Genomic DNA, 17,587 nt, shown 5'->3' on the forward strand with positions numbered 1-17,587 from the left:
CGTGTGCCCGGCGGCCCGGGCCCTGGACGTGTTCCCGCTCAGGGGACGAGGATCGCGCGTCCCCTGACCCGGCCCGCGTCCAGGTCGCCGAGGGCGTCCTGGAAGCGGTCGAGCGGATAGGGAGTGGTGTGCAGGCGGACCAGCCCCCGGGCGGCGAGCACCATCAACTCGCACAGATCGTTGTAGGAGCCGACGAGGTTGCCGATGAAGTTGATCTCGCTGGAGATGATGTCGATGGTCGGCACGTCGATGTTCTCGCCGTATCCCACCACGTGGTAGTCACCCGCGCGGCGCAGCATGCGCACGCCGTCCCGGGTCGCGCCGCCCTCACCGACGAAGTCGATCACCACCTCCGCGCCCCGGCCGTCGGTCAGCTCCAGCACCCGCTCGACGTGTCCGCCGTCGGCGACGACGCCGTGGTCGGCGCCGATGGAGCCGGCCAGCTTCACCGCCTCGGGATTGCGGTCGACGACCACGATCTCGGCGGCCGTGAGGGCCTTGAGCACCTGCACGCCGATGTGCCCGAGCCCGCCGGCGCCGATGACCACGCAGCGGTCACCGGGCCGCAGCTTCCGGGCCGCCTTGGCCACCGCGTGGTACGCCGTCAGACCCGCGTCGGCGAGGGCGGCGACGTCGGCCGGCTCCAGGGAGTCGTCCAGGCGGACCACACTGCGGGCGGAGGTCTTCAGGTACTCGGCGTAGCCGCCGGCCGTGTCGATGCCGGGGAAGAGGCTCTGCTCGCAGTGGACGTCGTCACCGGACCGGCAGGCCCGGCACAGCCCGCAGGTGACCAGCGGGTGGACGATGACCTTGTCACCCTCGGCGACGTTGGTGACGGCGGTGCCGACCGCGTGCACCCAGCCCGCGTTCTCGTGTCCGATCGTGTAGGGCAGCGTCACCCCGGACTTCTCCGCCCACTGCCCCTCCAGGATGTGCAGGTCGGTCCGGCACACGCCGGCGCCGCCGATCCTGACGACCACGTCGTACGGGCCGGTGACCGAGGGTTCCGGCACGTCGGTCATCTCGGGGTCGCGGCCGTAGCCGACGACCTGGACTGCTCTCACGAGGACTTCTCCTTGGGAAGCGTGGCGGGCCGCGGGTTCGCGGCCCGGCAGGACTGGTCGGCCGCGGACTCCGGGTAGCGGGTCCGCAGCAGACCACGGCAGAAGTGGGCGTTTCCCTCGATGGAGATGCGGACCGCCCGGGCGAACCGCAGCCGCAGCGGGACCTCGTCCGGCGGGAAGGGCAGCCCCTCGTCGTCGACGAGTACGGGCTCCGAGGGCGCCGTGCCGATACCGAGCGCCTCGCGCCGGCGCAGCAGCGCGCGGGTCGCGGCGGTGTCGGGCAGGTCGCCGAGCACCACGTCGTGCAGTTCCTCCTCGGGAAGCGCGGGGTCCTGCCGCAGCAGCGCGGTGAGGGCCCGCTCCATCGCCGCGGCGTGGGCCTTGCGCCGGAAGACGAGCCGCAGCTCCTCCAGGCTCTCCTCGGCCTCGGCGCCGAACGTGCCCCGGTACCCGGCGTCGGCCGCAAGGCCGCGGTTGATCAGGTCGGAGTCGTGGTGGTCGTCGAGCAGGACCGTGACCCGGCCGGAGTCCGGCAGGGCGGCCAGCACGTCCTTGGCGTCGGACGCCATGAGGTAGGCGAAGTTCGGTGAGCAGAAGGAGGTCGGCAGCCGCAGGTGCACCGTCAGCCCGCGGTCGGGTCCGGCCTCGACGGAGCGGACGAAGCCGAGGTCCGTGATGGGTTCGTCCAGCTCGGGATCGAGGACCGCGTCCAGCGCCTCCCTGGCCCGCCGCTCCAGCGTTCCGGTGGGCATGTCACGTCTCCGTGGGCTGTGCCGCGACGGAGGCGGCCCCCGCCGGTCCGGTGGCCTCGCTCGCGGCCGGCCCCGGTGCGGTGGCCGCGACCTCGGCCTCGGCGGGCACCGGGATGCCGTACATGGCCGCCGCGTTCAGGCCGAGGATCTTCTTCTTCTGTTCGACGGTGATCGGCGCGTACTCGTCCTGCATGTCCTCGGGGATCTGGAAGCCGACGAACCGCTCGATCAGCCACCGGGGTGTCCACAGGGCGTAGTCGCTCGAGAACTGGATGCGGTTCTCGTCCAGCCAGTACAGCAGCTCTCCGATGATCTGCGCGAAGTAGCGCGGGCGGGTGTGGATGAACGGCATGGCGACCGCGAGTCCGGCGTGGACGTTGGGCTCCTGGGTGGCGATCCAGCAGAAGTCCTCCAGCCGGGGCAGCCCGCAGTGCTCGACGACGAAGTTCAGCTCGGGGAAGTCCGTCGCCGCCTTGTCGACGTCCGCGACGTCGAAGGCGTCCCGGTCCAGCGGCCGGATGGTGGGCCCCTTGTGGACGTGGATGTTCTTGATGCCCAGTTCCTGGGCCAGCTCCAGGTAGCGGTAGGACCACGGGTCGTCCAGCTTGTAGCCGCGCGAGTCGCCGTGCCACTCCGCGGTGTAGAGCTTGGCGCCCTTGAGTCCGAACCGGTCGGCGTCGTGCCTGAGCTGCTCCAGGCCCCGCTCCTCGTACCGCGGGTCCCAGCAGTGGTTGTAGGTCAGCTTGTCCGGGTGCTGCCGGGCCAGCGCGAAGGCCTCCTCCGTCTGCCCGAAGCCGGTGCGGTAGAAGTCGCTGAGCAAGGCGGGCTGGAAGATCGCGTGGTCCACGTACCCGTCGACGAAGAGGTCCTTCATCAGCCGCTGCCCGCCGTAGTAGAGGTACTCCTCGTAGGGCCACACCTCCGGCTCGGGGCTGAGATTGCGGTGGTAGTCGTAGAAGCAGTCGATGAACTGCTTGCCGTGGATGTTGAGCTGGTTCTCGGGGCGTGCGTCCCACAGCGCGATGTGCGCGTCCACGATGAAGTAGGTCTCGCCGTCCTTGCTGTACACGTCGGCCTCCGTCCCTCTGAATGCCTCGTGCCACACCATCGACGTTAGGCACGGAGCAGGGGGCCTGCGAGTCGTCGCCCGCCTGCCCGAGCGGGGGCGCCGCCTTTTGCGGGCCGGACTGGACGACGGGTGACCCCCGTTTGCATTACCTCGCGCATGCAACTATCGTCGTACGCATGTAAGGCGCTTCTGCATCTAAATGTGAGCGTCTGTGACGGCCCCGACGGACGCCCCTACCGGCCTCACCCCCACGTACCCAGGCATCGATCGAAAAGGCACTGCTCATGGCACTGAAGGAAATCGTCCGCGGCCGTCTCGGTTTCGGTACCGCCCCGCTTGGCAACATGTTCCGCGCGATCCCGGACGAGGAGGCCCGTGCCACCGTCGAGGCAGCCTGGGACCAAGGCATCCGCTACTTCGACACCGCCCCCTTCTACGGCGCCGGTCTCGCCGAGGAACGCCTGGGCCAGGTGCTGGCCACCAAGCCCCGTGACTCCTACGTGCTGTCCAGCAAGGTCGGCCGGGTCGTCCTGGACGAGCCGGAGACCGATCTCCCCGACTTCGGCGAGAAGGGCGGACTGTTCGAGCACGGCAACCCCAACAAGATCCTCCACGAGTGGACCGCCGACGCCACCGAGCGCTCCATCGAAGGCAGCCTGAAGCGTCTCGGCGTCGACCGGCTCGACATCGTCTGGGTCCACGACATCGCGCAGGACTTCCACGGCGACGCGTGGATCCAGAAGTTCGAGGAGGCCCGTACCGGCGCCTTCCGCGTTCTGTCCCGCCTGCGCGACGAGGGCGTCATCAAGGGATGGGGCCTGGGCGTCAACCGCACCGAGCCCATCGAGCTGACCCTCGCCCTCGACGAGCCGCGGCCCGACGGATTCCTGCTCGCGGGCCGCTACACCCTCCTCGACCACGAGCACGCCCTGCAGCGGCTGCTGCCCATGGCCGAGGACCAGAACGTCAGCATGGTCGTCGGCGGACCCTACAGCTCCGGCGTCCTCGCCGGCGGCACCAACTTCGAGTACCAGCAGGCGCCGCGGGAGATCATCGAGCGGGTCGAGCGGCTCAAGGCACTGACCGACAGGCACGGCATCAGCATCAAGGCGGCCGCCCTGCAGTTCTCCCTCGCCCACCCGGTGACCGCCGCCGCCATCCCCGGCGCCTCGCGCCCCGGCCGGATCGCCGAGGACACCGCCGCCCTCGACGAGTCCATCCCCGCCGCGTTCTGGACGGAACTCCGCGCCGGCGGCCTCGTCAGCCCGGCCGCGCCCCTCCCCGACGGCGCCTGATCCCACCGCACCACCAGCACCACCTTCCAGGAGGAAGACCATGGCATCCGCCTCCGTCAGCCGCGTCGTACCGGCCTCACCCCAGCGGGTATGGGGCCTGATCGGCGGATTCGACGCCCTGCCCGACTGGCTCCCCTACATCCCGGAGAGCACCGCACTCGAAGGCGGCCGGGTCCGCCGGCTGAAGAACTCCGACGGCGAGGTCATCGTCGAGCGTCTCGTGGACTTCAGCGAGACCGAACACCACTACAGCTACGCCATCCTCCAGGCGCCCTTCCCCGTCACCGGCTACCTCTCCACCCTTCGGGTCCATCCGGTCCCCGGCCAGGAGGACGCCGCCGAGGTCCAGTGGTCCGGGCGCTTCGCCCCCGACGGCATCAGTGGGGGTGAAGCGGTCGAGCTGTTCACCGGGATCTACCGCGACGGCCTGGAGGCCCTGCACCAGACCCTCTCGGCCTGAGACCGCGGCACGGCCACAGCACCCGGCCGTGACGGCCGCCCGCGCCGAGCAGACCACCGGCCCACCCGGTGGACCCACAGGCCCGCCGGGTGGGCGCGATCGGAGTCGTGGTGTCGGCGGCGCGGCAAGGCCGTCCCTCCACCGCCCGCGCTTCGGGACCGGCGCGCGGCCGCTGGTACGGGCGCCGGGGCGACGTGGGGGCGGCCTTCGCGCGGCGGGTGCCGGCCGAGCCGTCGGGCTCAGCCGAGGACGATCTCCGGCGAGTAGAGGTCCAGCCACCCGGCGAGGTCCAGGGCGCGCTCCAGACCGCGTCGGGCCGCCTGTGTGCTGACCGGTGCCTCGCGTTCCGCGGCCCGGCGGACCCGGTCCCGGTCCACCAGGTCGAAGACGGCGTGGGAGGGCCGGGCGAGGAGCTTCTTGGCCTGGTCCTGCAGGGCGCGCGCGTACCGCGGGTCCTGCGTGGACGGGTACGGGCTCTTGACCCGGTCGTAGACCGAGCGCGGCAGCACATCCGAGGACGCCTCGCGAAGCAGGCTCTTCTCGCGGCCGTCGAAGGACTTCAGCGCCCAGGGTGCGTTGTACACGTACTCGACCAGCCGGTGGTCGCAGAACGGCACCCGGACCTCCAGGCCGACGGCCATGCTCATCCGGTCCTTGCGGTCGAGCAGGGCGCGGACGAACCGGGTCAGGTGCATGTGGCTGATCTGCCGCATGCGGTACTCGAAGTCGTTCTCGCTGTCCAGCCGGTCGACGGCGGCGACGGCGGTGCGGTAGCCGTCGGCGACATATCCCTTCAGGTCGAGGGAGTTGGTGAAGTCCGTGCGGAGCACATCGGCGTCCTCACCGAAATGACGCCCCATGGTCGCCAGCCACGGGAAGGTGTCGGCGCGGCGTGCCTCCTCGTCGAAGAACTGCTGGTAGCCGCCGAAGACCTCGTCGGCGGACTCGCCGGACAGGGCCACCGTGGACTTCTGCCGGATGGCGCGGAAGAGGAGCAGGAGCGAGGCGTCCATGTCGCCGAAACCGGCCGGCAGGTCCCGGGCCCGGATCACCCGCTCGCGCACGGCGGGATCGGCGAGGGACTCGGCGTCGAGCACGATGTCCTGGTGGTCGGTGCCGGCGAGCCGGGCCACGTCGTGCACGAACGGAGTGTCGGGCGTGCCCCGCAGTTCGTCGGCGACGAAGTTGTCCGTCTGTCCGACGAAGTCCACGGCGAAGCTGCGCACCTTCTCGCCCTGTTCGGCCAGTTGCCGGGCGGCGAGCGCGGTCATGGCGGAGGAGTCGAGGCCACCGGAGAGCAGAGTGCAACGCGGCACGTCGGCGACCAGTTGGCGGCGCACGATGTCGTCGAGGAGCGAGCGCACGGTGGCCACGGTGGTGTCGCGGTCGTCCGTGTGGGCGCGGGTCTCCAGCCGCCAGTAGACGCGGGCGGACAGGCCGGAGCGGTCGACGGTGACGACCGTGCCCGGCTCCACCTCGCGCATGCCGTCCCATACGGCGTGCCCGGGGGTCTTGATCAGGACGAAGAGTTCGCGCAGGCCGTCCAGGGTGACGCGGCGGCGGGCCAGCGGGTTGGCGAGGATCGCCTTGGGCTCGGAGCCGAAGAGGACGCCGTCGCGGGTCGGGTGGTAGTAGAAGGGCTTGATGCCCATGCGGTCGCGGATCATCACCAGCTTGCCGTGGCGGCCGTCCCAGACGGCGAAGGCGTACATGCCGTTGAGCCGTTCGGCGACGGCGTCACCCCACTCGAGGTAGCCGTGCAGGACCACCTCGGTGTCGGATTCGGTGGTGAACGCGTGCCCGAGGCGCTGGAGTTCGCGGCGCAGCTCGGTGAAGTTGTAGACCTCCCCGGAGTAGACCAGGGCGACGGCTCCCTCGGGGGTGGGGACGGACATCGGCTGGCGGCCGCCGGGCAGGTCGATGATGGCGAGCCTGCGGTGCCCCAGGGCGACGGGCCCCTCGGTCCAGGTACCGCGGTCGTCCGGGCCCCGGCAGGCCATGGTCTCGGTCATCGCATGCAATGCGGTGGCCTCCGTGGTCAGATCACGGTCGTAGGAAACCCATCCGGTGATGCCACACATGCGCTACCTCCCGCTCCGGCCGGCCGCCGGCTCGACGCTGAGCTGCGGTTTCGGGGTGGTCAGAGCCGACCGGCAAACCAGTTGTATCGAGCACCTATATGACGAGCGTCCGTCAGGCACTCGGTGCCGGTCAACGCGGCCGTAATCCGATCGGCGCCCCGGCCGTCATGATTCCGGCCGCGTTTTGCCTCCGTGAAATCAACGAACCGCCGCGCCGCCTGGCCGAGCGCGCCGGGAACCGGCCACAGGCAAAAACTTCCCCAAGCATGGTGCTCGTCACAACTTCGCAGTCAATCGCAGTCAGAAATCTGTCCAGCACTCCCGCGGCCGCGCCCATCCGGCCAGGACGCCCAGCCGAACGTCACCAGCCGCCGGACGGCCTTGCGGGCCTGACCCGCCCCGTCCTCGGGCATCATGTACCGCGCGCGTCACATGGCGGCCCGGGTGTACGTCTGCTGCGACGGCGGCCTCGGGCACCACCCGTCGACCCGTCTCCCGCACGCTCCGCCGACTGTCGCCGGCTCGGCCGGTTCACGCCTGGAACTCGGTCAGATCGACGGCGTGAACGCGCAGTGGGTAGCCGTACACCGGATGAGCCGTCTCCCGGTCGGGCACCATGCCGAGCTTGCGGATGACGTTCTCGGAGGCGTTGTCTCCGACCCGGCTGATGCTGATGACACGGTCCAGTCCGCGGTCCTGGAGCGCGAACTCCAGCGTGGCGTGCGCGGCTTCGGACGCGTATCCCTGGCCCCAGAACTGTGCACCGAGCCGCCAGCTGATCGCCACCGCGGGCATCACCTCCGGCAGGAACTCGGGCACGGACAGTCCCGTGAAGCCGATCAGCTCGCCTGAACCCAGCAACTCGACGGCGAAGAGCCCGAAGCCCTCCTCGTCCCACTCCTCCTCCCACCGCTCGATGTCCTCGGCCGTGAGGTCCAGGTCGCGCACCGAGCCGTCGTCGATCCAGCGCATGACCCGCGGGTCAGCGTTGATCTCTGCCATCGGCACGAGGTCGTCGTCGTGCCAGCCGCGCAGGAGGAGACGGGGTGTGAGGATCTCGGTCATACGCCCATCCTGCCGAAGACACGCGCCTCACCGGTAATCGGTACCTGCCGGTCGCGCGCGCGAACCGGGCCGGGGAACGCGGTGCGAGCCCCAAATCGACAAGCGCCCAAGGGGCGGGGCGTGAGAGGGTGCGGTTCGGTCCGGGACAGGGGGAGACGTGGGGCTGATCTACGGCTGTTCGAGGTCGATGACGCACTACGCGAGTACGCGCAGACGGGTGGCAAATTCAGGTGCCTCGGAGGAGTCGTCTGGGTAGGGTCGGGCGGTGCCCGAGCTGAAGCGGCTGCATGCCGCCCACGCTGCGGCGGTCCTGGCCTTCGAGCTGGCCAACCGCGCCTACTTCGCTGCCTGGGTCTCCGACCGCGGCGATGAGTACTTCGACCACTTCACCGACCGGTACGACGCCTTGCTGGCTGAGCAGGAGGCCGGGGTCTGTGCCTTCTATGTGCTCGTCGCCGAGGACGGCTCGGTGCTCGGCAGGTTCAACCTGGTCGACATCGAGGACCGTACCGCGCAGCTCGGTTACCGCGTCGCACAGCACGTCGCCGGTCGTGGCGTGGCGACCGAGACCGTCCGGGAGCTGTGCCGGCTGGCGGCCTCCCGGCACGGACTGCGCACTCTGAGGGCGGCCGCCGCCCGCCGGAATGCCGCCTCGCGGAAAGTGCTGACCAACGCCGGATTCATCCCCGTCGGCCCGGCCGAGCCGGCCCACCTCGGCGGCAAGGCCGGCACCTGGTACCAGCGCGACCTGCTGCTCCAGCCGTAGGGCGTGAGGGCGCCGGAGGACCGGCTGCGAGAAGGCCTCGAGCTCCGGTCAGCAGGACGTCAGCGTGCGGTCAGCGGCTCCCGGCACAGTTGTTCCTGTGAACGGCAGCGGAGAGCATCCGCAGCCGGGAACAGGGAGAGGTGCCCGGAGTGGTTGATCGGGGACCAGCGAGCTCGCCTCACGGTCGGGCCCTTCGGGGCCCACGCAGGTTCGAATCCTGCCCTCTCCGCCGTATGTCTTCTCAGCCCGCCGCAGCCGACATCCCGGATGCGCGAGCCCTCAGCGGCACTGCCCCGCCCTGCCCCCGTTCGGAGCGCCTGGGTCTTCCCTGTACCGCGGCCGCCTGAGGCGCTGCACCGCTTACGGGTACGCCGTGAACATGGTCGCTTCTGCCCCCAGTTGTCTTGTTACTCAATGCGGACATACCTGGTGGAACGACGCATGCTCCGACGTCATCTCACGGGGTGTAACGAAACAGAGGATGCGACCGGCCACCCTGCGGGAACTGGGGAGGTGCCGCGTCCTGACAGACCATGGGGGAGTCTTCATCATGACCGCGCATCGTGCCCGTACCGCTCGTACCGCCCGTTCCGTCGCTCTGGCTGCCGTCACTGCCGCGGTGGCGCTCGGCCTGACCGCCTGTGGCGGCGCCGACGACGGTTCGAAGGCGGCAGGCGGCGACCGCGCCGCCGGTGCCGCGCAGAGCCGGTCCGCGTCCAACGGAGGCGGCGAGGGCGCCACGGAGCAGGCCAACCGCGGCGGCGGCATCGAGGAAGGGACGCGGTCGGCGACCGCCGCGGGCGGGACCGTCGAGATCGCGAGCAAGACCACTACGGCGGTCGCCCAGCAGTGCCGCGGAGACGAGATGCTGGTCACCGCTGTGCACCGGTTCGCCGGTCAGCCGGGCGACCACCTGCTGATCACCGCGTCGAACGAGAGCACCAAGCCCTGCTGGGTCACCTCGTACCCGGCCGTGAAGCTCGGCGACGACATCGATGGCCCCGCACTGCCGCACTCGAAGAAGGACACCCCTGGCGGCGACAAGCGCATCACGCTCCGGCCCGGAGACAAGGCATACAGCGCGGTGAACCTCTTCGACTACGGCTCGAAGAACCACACGGCGCGCTCGTTCGCCATCGCCCTGCGTGGCACGGACGGTCACGACGGCCCCTTCTACTCGGTCGACTCCAAGGGGCGGACGCCGCAGTTCAGCTGGAACGAGGCCGATGTGCTGAACTGGAACACCAGGAAGCCGTACGACTTCTGACGGTTCGTCGACAAGCGGCACGTCACCACTTCGGCCGCGCTGCCCTCGCTGGCAACGCGGCGCCGACCCGGCCCCCGGCCGCCGGAAGTTGCCGCACATCACTCCGACCTCCAGGGCCCGCAATCGAGCTCCCCGCCGCCCGCAGGTACAGCACCTGCGGGCGGCGGCACGCGGATGGTCAGGGGGAATGGGGAAGGAGAATGGGGAATGGGGAGCCGCGAATCAGCGTTTTGCCGACATGGGCGATACATCCCTGTCCGGACATGACGGGCCCGGCCCGTCCACCCTCTCTGCCGTCCGCGCACGCCTCGCGGCCGACCGCGTCGACACCCTCGCGCGGGCGGCCGCGCTGAGCCGCGACTTCGACGGGATCGTCGCCGCGAACGCCCTGGTCGCGGTGGACGACGAGCACGACCCCGAAGGGGGCACCACCGCCTTCGAGCGGGCCCACGTCGCCGCCCTGATGGCGCGGACGCGCGAGCACCTGGAAGAACTCGACCGGGCACTGGAACGGCTCGAACGGGGACAGTACGGGCAGTGCGAGGCCTGTGGCGGGACCATCCCGCCCGAACGCCTGGAGATCCGTCCGGCGGCGAACACGTGTGTCCAGTGCGCCCGTTCCGACCCGCGCCGCGCCTGACGCAAGCAGGGGCAACGCGGCGTAGAGCGCGTGACGGCATGCGCTGCGCCGAGCTCGTCACCATCGGCGTGTGTGCCCACTGCGTCGCCGCAGTCGGCGCACACCGGATCCGCGTCGGTGCCCGTCACTCAAGGAGCTGTTCACGCCCGCGGGCGTCTCGCCGTCTGGCGTCGCGTCCGTCGTTTCCACTCGGGCATGCCACCCACCCCACCGGCCAGCGGGCCTGTGTTGCCATGTGTCCCGTGGAACACTCCCGCGGGTGCGCGTATCCACACCGGAAGGGCCAGGGGAGATCAGCTCTGGGCGGTGGGCCGGACGACGATGTCGTTCACGTCGACAGCGGCCGGCTGCTCGATCGCGAAAGCGATGGCCCGGGCGATCGCGTCGGGCGGGATCGCGATGTCGTCCCGCATCTTCGTGATCTCTGCTCTGACCTGGCTATTGGTTGACGCCTCGGCGAAGTCGGTCGCAGTCGCACCAGGTGAGACGGTGGTCACCCGCAACGAGTCCCCGGCTTCCTGGCGCAGTCCTTCACAGATGGCCCGGACCGCGGACTTGGTGCCGGCGTAGACGGCCATGGTCGGCACGATGCGAAACGCCGCAGTGGAGGCGGTGGTGATGAAGTGGCCGGTGCCCTGCGCCCGGAAGACCGGCAGCGCGGCGCCGATCCCGTGCAGCACACCCTTCACGTTGACATCGACCATGTGGTCCCACTCCTCGACGCGCAGATCGTCGAGAGGTGAGATGGTGCCGACCCCGGCATTGCTGACGAGCACGTCGAGCCGGCCGAAGCACTCACCGGCCAGCGCGACCAGGGCCTGCAGATCGTCCCGCCGGGTCACATCGGTGCGGATCTGCACGGCCGTGCCACCTGCCTCCTCGATCCGGGCCACCAGTTCCGCCAGGCGTTCGGACCGGCGGGCGCCGACGACGAGTCGCGCACCGCGTTCGGCGAGCAGCAGCGCGGTCGCCTCGCCGATGCCACTGCCGGCTCCCGTGATCGCCACCACTTTGCCCTTGATTCCGGACATGAGTTGCCCTCTCCCTCTCCGTCTTCGGCACCGGGGCCGGAGTGCCGAGCGGCAGCGAGTCCTGGAGGAACGTCCGCCAAGCCGTTGCGCACTGGACGGCCTGGTGCCGGTGTGACCGTGTGAGGCCGTCGGTCATGCCGCGGCCCGCGCTCGCACACCAGTCTCCGACGTGTTTAGCCTGGTATCCAGACCCGGTTTATTCTGGAACTGGAAGTGCCATTCGTCATGCCCACGCAGCCGGACCAACGCCATCAGCTGAGTGAATTCCTGCGCAGCCGGAGAGAACGCCTGACCCCTGACGAGGTGGGACTGCCTCAGACCGGCCGCCGCAGGACTCCGGGACTTCGCCGAGAGGAACTGGCACTGCTGGCCGGGATCAGCGCCACCTGGTACACGTACCTGGAGCAGGGGCGAAATATCCGCGTCTCCGAACAGGTGCTCAACGCCCTCGCCGCGGCGCTGCGGCTCGACCGGCACGAGCACGATCATCTTCTCCAGCTTGCCGGTCACGCACCTGCGGCCGAAGCCGAGGAACGCGAGCCGCTCCCTGCCGAGGCGGGTGCCGTCCCCCTGCTGCTCCAGCCGAACCCGGCGTACATCATCGGCGGCAACTATGACGTCCTCAGTCACAACCAGGCAGCCCACGAGTTGTTCCCGAGGCTCATCACTGAGGCGGACCGGCCCGCCAACTTCGCCCGCTGGGTGTTCCTCGAACCGGTGGCCCGGGACATCCTGGTCGACTGGGAGCCCGAAGCACGCGGCCTGCTCGGCCGACTCAGGACGCTGGCGGCACGCCACTCCGGCGACCCGCGGTACACCCGACTCATCGAGGACCTGAACGAGGGCAGCCCGGAGGTGCGCGACTGGTGGCCACGGTACGAGGTGCAGGCCCGGCACAGCGGTCGCAAACGGCTACGACACCCGCAACGGGGAGCGATCGATTACGCGTACACCGCTTTTCACCTGGCCGAACAGCCGGAACAGACGCTGGTCGTCTATGCCGACAGCAGCGAACCGCCGACGGTAGCGCAGCCGTGACCGGCGAATGAAGGAAGAGGCCGGCGGCAGTACCAGCGCTTGCGTACGGCGGCGCAGGACCAGCGGCCGCGCGCCGAGCAACTGCTGGAGAAAGGTGCACAGATGCGTGCCGGCGCCCCGGCCACCATCGGACAACAGGCGCAAGGCCAGTCATCAGTGGCCTGTCTTCCCGCTCGGCCTGGGTAGCGAGGCGCGGTCAGTTGCGGCATCGCACGCGAAAACCCGGCACCGTCGGTGGGCATCCCCGGGATACTCATCGCCCATGGATGAGGTCGAAGTCGTCGTTGCCCATTCCGAACGCGCGACTCTGCGCGTAGGCGACGTGTTCCTGAAGGTGGACGCCGATCAGGCGCGCATAGAAGCCGAGGTCGAGGCGATGTCCCTCGCGCCGGTCCCCACGCCGGAGGTCCTGTGGAGCAGGCCGCCCGTGCTCGCGATCGCCGCACTGCCCGGGACGACGCTCGGGCGCCTCGGCGGGCCGTCGACCGGGTCGCCGGCGGGCTGGGGCGCCGCGGGCGCCGCCATCCGGAAGCTGCACGACGCGCCGCTGCCGTCCCGGACGGGACGGGCCGGCCGGAGCATCGCCGCGCTGGCTGCGGAACTCGACGGCGAGTGCGAGTGGCTCGTGACGAACGGCGTCCTGCCCGCCGACCTGGTCACCCGTAACCGCCAGGTCGCCGAGGCCGCGTTGCGGCCGTGGACTCCGGCGTTCACGCATGGTGACCTGCAGATCGCGCACGTCCTCGTCGACGATGACGAGGTCACGGGCATCATCGACTGGTCCGAAGCGGGGCAGGGTGACGCCCTGTACGACCTCGCCACCTTCACGCTCGGGCACGAGGAGCACCTGGACGACGTGATCGCCGGCTACGGCACCGACGTCGACCTCGACGTGATCCACGCCTGGTGGTCGCTGCGAAGCCTGCTGATAGTCCGCTGGCTGACCGAGCACGGCTTCGACCCCTTCGAGCCGGGCTGCGAGGTCGACGTGCTGAGATCCCGAATGTGAGGCTGCCCGGACCCGACTGCCACGTATGCGCTTACGAATTCAGGCCGTTGGCGCACCTATCGACTGCCACCCCCTGTTTACCAAGGGCCGCGGGGTCACTGGACTAGACGCCTCGTGAGTGTCGAAGACGGTCACGACCGTCGTGGCGCTCACGAGGCATCCCGGAAGCTTGCGATCGTCAACTGGTCAGCCGAGGTAGACGCTGTGAGTTCCGGGCACCTGTACTGCCAGGCCGGGAGGGATCACGGAGACGAACCCGCCTGCGCAACCAGGGACGTTGTGGACCAGGGCGGGTGTGTCCGTGAAGTTGAAGACGGTTGACAGTTTCGCTATCTCGAAGCAGCCTCTCGGGTCATTGTGACGGACTCCGTCGATCGCGAGGAACCCGTTCGCCGCGAAGGCCGAGCCGGGAACGGTGAGCGCGAGCACTCCGGCGGTGGCGAATGTGGCGAGTGTCGAGCCGATGCGACGCATGAGGGACCTCCCGACTGGGCGGGCCAGGCACATCCCGGCCCTGCAACCGACCGTACGGAAACGTGCACGTACTGCATCCCGGTGTCGCCCATGTGGGCGACTGCGGCATCGACGCAGCCACCGGCCTCCCTGGTGCGACCAGCGCGCACCGACCGATCCGGGACTCCGCACGCGCCCGGGCGAATGGGGCCCGTCGGGCGGAGCGTGCCGCTGAGGCGCGGGTCGGGTCAGCCTTCGGCGGGGCGGCTGCGCCGGCCGTCGAGGATGAGGTTCAGGAGGCGGTCCGCACGGGCTGTCGCGCCATCGCCGGGAGGGATGCCGCAGGACGCTGAGCTGCAGGTGCACGTCCTGCGGATCGAGGCCCGGTTTCAGGTCCCGCGACGCGGGGCCGGCCTCGAGGAGGACCGCGGTGGCCTGCAGGAAGGGCTCGTGGTTGTCGTCGTCGAGCACGCCGTTGACGGCCGCGTGGATGACCTCGGAGAGCATTTGAGTGGTCACATAGTGGGAACGACCGTCGTATGGAACGGCCCGAGGTGTGACCCCGGGTGTCGAGAGTGCGGCAGCGGCTCCTTCCCAGGGGCAGCAGTGGCCAGGAAGTAACGGGCGCGGAAGAAGGAGCACACCCCGTGACGATTCAGCGGATGGACAACGTGGGCATCGTCGTCGACGACCTGGAGGCTGCCGTCGCCTTCTTCACCGAGCTCGGCATGGAACTGGAGGGCGAAGCACAGATCGAGGGGATGGTGGCAGACCAGATGCTCGGTCTCGGCGGGGTCCGCAGCGCCATCGCGATGATGCGGACCCCGGACGGCCACAGCAGGCTGGAGCTGACGAAGTTCCACACCCCCGCGGCGGTCACCCACGGACCGCTCGACCCGCCGCCCAACACCCTGGGCCTGCACCGTGTCATGTTCGCCGTCGACGACATGGACGACACCATCAGCCGTCTGAGCCGCCTTGGCGCCGAGCTCCTCGGCGAGGTGGCGCAGTACGAGAACGTGTACCGGCTCTGCAACCTCCGCGGTCCCTCGGGAATCATCGTGGCTCTGGCCGAACGGATCGGTTAGGTTCGTCCTTCCGCTCAGCGCCCGGTCCGGACCTGACGGGGCGAGCCCGTACCGCCGGGAGCAGGATGTCGTTCTTCGTCACCGCGCACCGTGTCGCACCGGTCGTCGGGTTGCACGGTCTGGTCGCACCGGACGAGACTGGAGGTCAGAGGCTTCCGTAGCCCTCCCGGGGCGCGCTCACCCGGGTGATGGTGAGCGAGGCGATCAAGGTGGTTTCCCCTCCGGAATTGCGATTGCTCGGCCATTTCCGGCTGGAATGCACTGCCGGGCCCGTCGAACTGTGCCGTAACGGTCAGCGTCTGCTCGCGTTCGTCGCGCTGCGGCGGCGCGTCTCCCGCTCGGTCCTGGCCGGAACCCTGTGGCCCGAGGTGACCGAGGATCATGCCCGGGGGAGCCTGCGCACCACCCTGTGGAAGCTGCCACGCTGCGATCAGCCGCTGATCCGGTGCAGCGGGGACCTGCTCGTACCGGCTCCCACCCTGCGCGTGGACGTCGACGCCTTCACCGAGACGGCATCGCGTGTCGTGCGCGGCGGCAGCCCTCCGCGCCACACCCAGCTCCCGCAGGATCTGCTGGGCGCGGAAGACCTGCTGCCTGGCTGGGACGAGGAATGGGTCCTGCTGGAGCGAGAACGCCTGCGGCAACTCCGGCTGCATGCCCTCGACGCGTTGGCCGAGGCGCTCGTGCGAGAGGGCAAGCCGGCGCTCGCGCTCGAGGCGGCGTGGGAGAGCGTACGTACGGAGCCGTTGCGGGAGAGCGCGAACCGCGCTGCCGTCTCCGCCCATCTCGCCGAGGGCAACGTCAGCGAGGCGGTCCGTCACTATCATTCGTTCCGGCGGTTGCTGCGGGAGGAACTGGGGGTGGAGCCTTCCCCTCAGTTCGCGCACCTGCTGGCCCCCCATGGGGCCGCCTTCTTTCCAGGTGGGTGACGCCGCAGTGATGCAGGGCTGACGGCGCGTCCCCTAACGTGGATCGCGACTCCGAGCACCGGCCTCGAGGTCGCCGATCGCGAGGGTTCGATCAGCGCCTGCCCCATCTCCGCTCTTCGATGCCGAGAATCCGGCTCGTGGCATCCGCGCCGGCGATGTCGACTGCCCGGCGCCGCCGTGCCGAGGCACGGGGAGGACGGAAGAAGCAGAAGCTCGGCGGAATTCGCTACTCACCGCCGAGCGGGCAGGGCCACGCCGGCCTCGGGGCGACTCGTGGAGGTTACGGCATGAGAATTCCCGCCAAAGCTCCCGACAACTCGCCTCAGTGGGCGCGACAGACGGACGCGAGATGCAAGAACTCGCCGGCCTGCCTCGCCTTGTGCCTGCTGGTCCTTCTGCTGACGACCACGGTGCTCGGGTACTTCGGCGTCGAGGACCTCGAGTCCGCGTTGAACTTCCCCGGCCGGGTGACCGGCGCGGCGCTCATCGTGGCCGCCGTGATCACGTTCCTGGGCGCTGCCGCGGTCGTGGACCACTGGACGTGGCGCAACTTTCCCTACTCCGGGCCGGTGGCGTTGGTAGCCACGTTCGTGGCCCTTTTGAGCAACGTCCTGCTTCTCGTCGGGATATTGAAGGACGGCGATTCCAAGCCCTACCTCGCGCTGTTCTGCGTCCTCACGGCGGGATCGCTGGGGGCCGTCCTCGCGGTGTGGCGGACCTCGGTCGTCATCCCGGCGCCGAAACGGGTGGCCGCTACGCTGATCGTCACCTCCCTGATCGCGGTGGGGAATTTCGGCTACCAGAACCTGTTCATGCCGTCCCAGCGCGAGGCGGACCCCGTCATCAGGCTGACCACAGGAACTCCGGTGACGAGCAGGGACCACAAGGCGTTCTCCATACCCGTCGACATCACGATGGAGAACCGCAGCGAAGTGGCCTTCTACGTTCTGGGTGACATATTCCACGCCATGGGGCAACGGGTGCCCCTGAGCCCCAAGGACCGGCTTCGCCGGCAGTGGCGCACCGACTCCGGGCAGTGGCCGTCTTTCGAGGGCGCCAATCCGCTATCCCGCCGCGAGATCCACCACCCGGGCCAGTTGGTGGAGGCGCAACCATGGATGCCCTACGGACGGTGGATCGATCCCGGGGGCACCTTCTCCGCCCGCATGGTCGTGCAACTCCCGATGGACACGCCGTACGACGAGGTGACCTTCTACGCCAGCGCGAGCCTCGCGCGCAAGGACCGGATGTCCGTGAGAGACCTGAAGTTCGAGGGCTACTCCTGGCGGCAGGGCACCAACACACCTGGCTGGGTGAGTCAGCACAAGCAGTGGGACGCACTCGTTTTCAGCGGGAAAATACATGAGAGCAATGCGATCGACGAGCACACCAGAGATTGCCGGACCTTGACCGTCTACTGGCGCTTCGGCCAGCAGGGCGCGGACATCATGGAAGCCGTCACAGCGCACGGCGCCGACGCGAACTCGGCGGAGACGCAACTCCGGTACGGCATTCGGGGCGTCCAAACGGGACCGGTCGAGAGAACCCTCTGGGACATCAAGAGCCGCCGATGACCAGGC

General features: G+C 69.6%; 17 protein-coding genes and 1 pseudogene. 11 read left to right on the plus strand and 7 right to left on the minus strand.

Annotated features, from left to right (window positions below; translation table 11 throughout):
* Positions 1-38: 38 nt before the first annotated feature.
* The 3 genes from ACWCPN_RS31510 to ACWCPN_RS31520 are packed head-to-tail and all read right to left on the minus strand — an operon-like array spanning position 39 to position 2,885.
* Complete coding sequence (locus ACWCPN_RS31510) at positions 39-1,064, minus strand: NAD(P)-dependent alcohol dehydrogenase (protein WP_392294774.1); 1,026 nt, start codon at positions 1,062-1,064, stop codon at positions 39-41.
* Entirely contained in the window at positions 1,061-1,816 is a 756-nt protein-coding gene (locus ACWCPN_RS31515) for an iron-sulfur cluster assembly protein (protein ID WP_451213126.1), read from the minus strand. The genes ACWCPN_RS31510 and ACWCPN_RS31515 overlap by 4 nt, the downstream gene beginning before the upstream one ends.
* A gap of 1 nt (position 1,817) precedes the next feature.
* Entirely contained in the window at positions 1,818-2,885 is a 1,068-nt protein-coding gene (locus ACWCPN_RS31520) for an amidohydrolase family protein (protein WP_451213129.1), read from the minus strand.
* Between the two features lie 284 nt (positions 2,886-3,169).
* Here ACWCPN_RS31520 and ACWCPN_RS31525 point away from each other — a divergent pair, with 284 nt between their 5' ends.
* Complete coding sequence (locus ACWCPN_RS31525; protein WP_451213132.1) at positions 3,170-4,180, plus strand: aldo/keto reductase; 1,011 nt, start codon at positions 3,170-3,172, stop codon at positions 4,178-4,180.
* A gap of 40 nt (positions 4,181-4,220) precedes the next feature.
* Positions 4,221-4,640 (plus strand): SRPBCC family protein, encoded by a 420-nt coding sequence (locus ACWCPN_RS31530; protein ID WP_451213135.1) that lies wholly within the window; start codon positions 4,221-4,223, stop codon positions 4,638-4,640.
* Between the two features lie 239 nt (positions 4,641-4,879).
* On the opposite strand, the gene asnB is transcribed toward ACWCPN_RS31530, so the two are convergent.
* A complete protein-coding gene (gene asnB / locus ACWCPN_RS31535; RefSeq protein WP_451213138.1) occupies positions 4,880-6,721 on the minus strand; it encodes an asparagine synthase (glutamine-hydrolyzing) in 1,842 nt (613 codons plus the stop codon).
* Positions 6,722-7,252: 531 nt separating this feature from the next.
* Entirely contained in the window at positions 7,253-7,786 is a 534-nt protein-coding gene (locus tag ACWCPN_RS31540) for a GNAT family N-acetyltransferase (protein ID WP_451213141.1), read from the minus strand.
* 265 nt (positions 7,787-8,051) lie between these two features.
* Here ACWCPN_RS31540 and ACWCPN_RS31545 point away from each other — a divergent pair, with 265 nt between their 5' ends.
* The 4 genes and pseudogenes from ACWCPN_RS31545 to ACWCPN_RS31560 all read left to right on the plus strand — a co-directional run bounded on the left by ACWCPN_RS31545 (position 8,052) and on the right by ACWCPN_RS31560 (position 10,459).
* Positions 8,052-8,552, plus strand: coding sequence for a GNAT family N-acetyltransferase (locus ACWCPN_RS31545; protein ID WP_451213144.1), 501 nt, complete (start codon positions 8,052-8,054; stop codon positions 8,550-8,552).
* A gap of 134 nt (positions 8,553-8,686) precedes the next feature.
* Positions 8,687-8,781 (plus strand): annotated as a pseudogene (locus ACWCPN_RS31550).
* Positions 8,782-9,102: 321 nt separating this feature from the next.
* Positions 9,103-9,819: a DUF4232 domain-containing protein gene (locus ACWCPN_RS31555; protein ID WP_451213147.1), complete on the plus strand. Its 717-nt coding sequence runs from the start codon at positions 9,103-9,105 to the stop codon at positions 9,817-9,819.
* A 238-nt stretch (positions 9,820-10,057) separates the two neighbouring features.
* A complete protein-coding gene (locus ACWCPN_RS31560) occupies positions 10,058-10,459 on the plus strand; it encodes a TraR/DksA family transcriptional regulator (protein ID WP_451213150.1) in 402 nt (133 codons plus the stop codon).
* Between the two features lie 293 nt (positions 10,460-10,752).
* On the opposite strand, the gene ACWCPN_RS31565 is transcribed toward ACWCPN_RS31560, so the two are convergent.
* On the minus strand, positions 10,753-11,490 hold the full coding sequence (locus tag ACWCPN_RS31565) for an SDR family oxidoreductase (protein WP_451213153.1): 738 nt from the start codon (positions 11,488-11,490) through the stop codon (positions 10,753-10,755).
* Positions 11,491-11,715: 225 nt separating this feature from the next.
* Between ACWCPN_RS31565 and ACWCPN_RS31570 the strand changes: the two genes are divergently transcribed.
* Positions 11,716-12,528: a helix-turn-helix transcriptional regulator gene (locus ACWCPN_RS31570; RefSeq protein ID WP_451213156.1), complete on the plus strand. Its 813-nt coding sequence runs from the start codon at positions 11,716-11,718 to the stop codon at positions 12,526-12,528.
* 262 nt (positions 12,529-12,790) lie between these two features.
* Positions 12,791-13,537 carry a phosphotransferase family protein gene (locus tag ACWCPN_RS31575; protein WP_451213159.1) on the plus strand — a complete coding sequence of 249 codons (747 nt, stop codon included), beginning with the start codon at positions 12,791-12,793 and terminating at the stop codon, positions 13,535-13,537.
* Positions 13,538-13,723: 186 nt separating this feature from the next.
* Here the strand turns inward: ACWCPN_RS31575 and ACWCPN_RS31580 are convergent, their stop codons facing one another.
* Positions 13,724-14,011: a hypothetical protein gene (locus ACWCPN_RS31580; RefSeq protein ID WP_451213162.1), complete on the minus strand. Its 288-nt coding sequence runs from the start codon at positions 14,009-14,011 to the stop codon at positions 13,724-13,726.
* A gap of 641 nt (positions 14,012-14,652) precedes the next feature.
* Between ACWCPN_RS31580 and ACWCPN_RS31585 the strand changes: the two genes are divergently transcribed.
* The 3 genes from ACWCPN_RS31585 to ACWCPN_RS31595 all read left to right on the plus strand — a co-directional run bounded on the left by ACWCPN_RS31585 (position 14,653) and on the right by ACWCPN_RS31595 (position 17,581).
* A complete protein-coding gene (locus ACWCPN_RS31585; RefSeq protein WP_451213285.1) occupies positions 14,653-15,078 on the plus strand; it encodes a VOC family protein in 426 nt (141 codons plus the stop codon).
* 188 nt (positions 15,079-15,266) lie between these two features.
* Entirely contained in the window at positions 15,267-16,007 is a 741-nt protein-coding gene (locus ACWCPN_RS31590) for an AfsR/SARP family transcriptional regulator (protein ID WP_451213288.1), read from the plus strand.
* A gap of 137 nt (positions 16,008-16,144) precedes the next feature.
* On the plus strand, positions 16,145-17,581 hold the full coding sequence (locus ACWCPN_RS31595) for a hypothetical protein (protein ID WP_451213164.1): 1,437 nt from the start codon (positions 16,145-16,147) through the stop codon (positions 17,579-17,581).
* The last annotated feature ends 6 nt before the right edge of the window (positions 17,582-17,587 follow it).

The sequence above is a fragment of the Streptomyces sp. NPDC002386 genome (genome assembly GCF_053593175.1).